This is a genomic window from Bacteroides sp. CAG:633 (assembly GCF_000435115.1).
Taxonomy (GTDB): domain Bacteria; phylum Bacteroidota; class Bacteroidia; order Bacteroidales; family Bacteroidaceae; genus Bacteroides; species Bacteroides ndongoniae.
In genome coordinates, this window is the sequence record NZ_FR883129.1 from 32,501 (window position 1) to 35,052 (window position 2,552).

Below are 2,552 nucleotides of genomic sequence, written 5' to 3' on the forward strand. Positions count from 1 at the left end.
CCTGCTCTTCCGTTGGGATGAGAAAGGAGCAAAAGGAATACCTTGGGTGGCTGTGTTACTGATGGGCTGTGCCACTCTGACCAAAGGGCCCATCGGCTCCATCTTTCCCTGCACTTGCATCGGTATCTTCCAATTACTGCGCGGACGGGCATTCTTCAAGACGTTCGGTTCGCTGTTTGTCATCGGCCTGCTGACGCTTATCCCGATGGCCATCTGGTTCTATGCCGCTTATCTGCAAGGCGGACAACCGTTCGTTGATCTGATGCTGGAAGAGAATACCGGACGATTTGCCGGAACGATGTCGTACGAATCACACTATAATCCCGTGTGGTATAACTTCCTGACCATCATTTGGGGATGGATTCCCTGGACGCTGGTACTGGTTATTTCGCTCTTCGGCCTCAACTGGAAAGGCATCCGCCTGCTGCCGGACGGCGACTCGCTGAAGCAGCGCCTTGCCAAGGCTTGGAGTGCTTTCCGTAACCAGTCGCCTCTGCAACTGTTCACATGGGTGGTGATTCTGTTCATCTTTATCTTCTACTGCATCCCCAAGAGCAAACGCAGTGTATACCTGCTGCCCATCTATCCGTTTATGGCTCTGCTCATTGCCCAGTACCTGCTGGCGCTGACAAGCCGCTGGGCCAAGGCGTTCAAGATATCAGCCTACATTTTTGCTTCGCTGTGCTTCCTGCTGACAGTGGTCTTTGCTGCTGTCCGCCTGGGACTGATCCCCGACAGCGTGTGGGGAAGTGGCCGTCATGCAGCCGAAAACATAGGCTTCATGCACGCACTCGAAAACGTCTCACTGCCCGTAGTGAAGTGGCTTATCGTTGCCCTGCCTGTTGTGGCCGGCATCTGCACCTTGCGTGCATTGGCAAAAAAAGCTGACGGGCGCTCGCTGCTCTACGCTACGGCAGGCTGTATGCTATGCCTGTTCGTATCGCTTGACGGCGTTTACCAACCTGTGGTGCTGGCCGAGAAGTCGGACAAGAAACTGGCCGAATGTTTCAACCAGTATGTACCCCAAGGCTACATCTACTCGTACACCGACCGCATGATACGTTTCTACGGCGCCAACTACTACCTGAACGACCGTATGCGCAACTTCACCTTGGAAAATCCCGAAGGCGAAGGCTATGTGGCCGTGTCGGTCAAAGACCAGGAATCCTTCCTGAACTACTGCAACGGTACGTACCAGGTAGAAGAAGTATACCATACGCCCTACCGTAGTTGCGACCTTCGGGCCGAAATACTGATTTACAAGTTTTCGAAACAATAACATTTATACAGTGATTTATGATGTCTCCCGAACTGTTGATTGACAAATATTATCCTGAACCGAACGAACTGAAACATATCTTACTGACTCACAGCCATTCGGTAGCCGACAAAGCCCTGCAAATGGCCGAGAAGCATCCGGAACTGAAGCTGGACAAAGAATTCATCTACGAAGCAGCCATGCTGCACGACATAGGTATCTTCCTGACAGACGCCGACGGCATCTACTGCTTCGGCGACAAGCCCTACATCTGCCACGGCTATCTGGGAGCCGACCTGGTACGCGCCGAAGGCTTCCCGCAGCATGCTCTGGTGTGCGAACGGCATACGGGCGCCGGCCTGTCGCTGGACAGAATCATTGCTGACAACCTACCTGTGCCCCATCGGGAAATGGTGCCCGTCAGCCTGGAAGAACAGATTATCTGCTTTGCCGACAAGTTCTATTCGAAGACGCATCTGGACAAAGAAAAGACAGTGGAAAAGGCCCGGAAGAGCCTTGAACGCTACGGCGAAGCCGGACTGCAACGCTTCGACCGCTGGTGCGAACTCTTCTTGTAGCAATCTAAATTTCTTTAAAAAAGAGAATTATACGCATAAAATACGTACTTTTGCCCCTTCAAAGCGGAAACTAATTAGTAAATAACGTCATTGAAACCAAGAATAATCATATCGTTCGTACTGCTGTTCGTCTTGCTTTTCCTCTCGGGTGAGGCCGTGTCGCAACGACGCCGGGGAAAAATGATCCCCCCCAAGAGCCAGACAACCTCATCGCAGGCTGCAGGCGACTCGCTGACGACAGATTCTCTCAGAACAGATTCGCTGACTGCAGGCCTTTCCGGAAAAGACTCGCTGGCAGCAGACAGTGTACCCGTCGCTCCCAAGAAGGAAGGACTGGACGCACCTGTCACCTACGAAGCTACCGACTCCATCGTATTCACCCAAAGCGGATTCGCTCATCTGTACGGCGAAGGAAAAGTGGTCTATCAGCAACCCCGCAAACCTATCGAACTGACTGCCGATGTCATCACCATGAACATGGACAGCAGCACGGTGTATGCCCACGGCGTGGAAGACTCGTTGGGAAACGTATCGGGTACGCCGGTCTTCAAGGACGGAGAAACACCCTACGAGACAAACACCATACGCTACAACTTCAAGAGCAAGAAGGGACTTATCAGTAACGTGGTGAGCCAGCAGGGCGAAGGATACGTGACCGGAAACAATGCCAAGAAAGGAACCAATGACGAACTTTACATGAAGAAAGGACGCTACAC

At 52.4% G+C, this 2,552-nt stretch carries 2 protein-coding genes and 1 pseudogene; all 3 read left to right on the forward strand.

Annotated elements, in window-relative coordinates; translation table 11 throughout:
• Positions 1 to 1,279, forward strand: a 1,279-nt coding sequence (locus tag QVP67_RS12740; protein ID WP_288180183.1) for a dolichyl-phosphate-mannose--protein mannosyltransferase, incomplete at its 5' end; no start/stop codon positions are given.
• Between the two features lie 20 nt (positions 1,280 to 1,299).
• Positions 1,300 to 1,836, forward strand: a complete 537-nt coding sequence (locus tag QVP67_RS12745) for an HD domain-containing protein (RefSeq protein ID WP_288180188.1) — start codon at positions 1,300 to 1,302, stop codon at positions 1,834 to 1,836.
• An 81-nt stretch (positions 1,837 to 1,917) separates the two neighbouring features.
• Positions 1,918 to 2,552 (forward strand): annotated as a pseudogene (locus QVP67_RS12750) (LPS-assembly protein LptD); the annotation flags it as partial.

What these genes read in the sequence shown, in the direction of transcription:
- QVP67_RS12745 (WP_288180188.1), top strand. Translation starts at nt 1,300, where the DNA reads ATGTCTCCCGAACTGTTGATTGACAAATATTATCCTGAACCGAACGAA.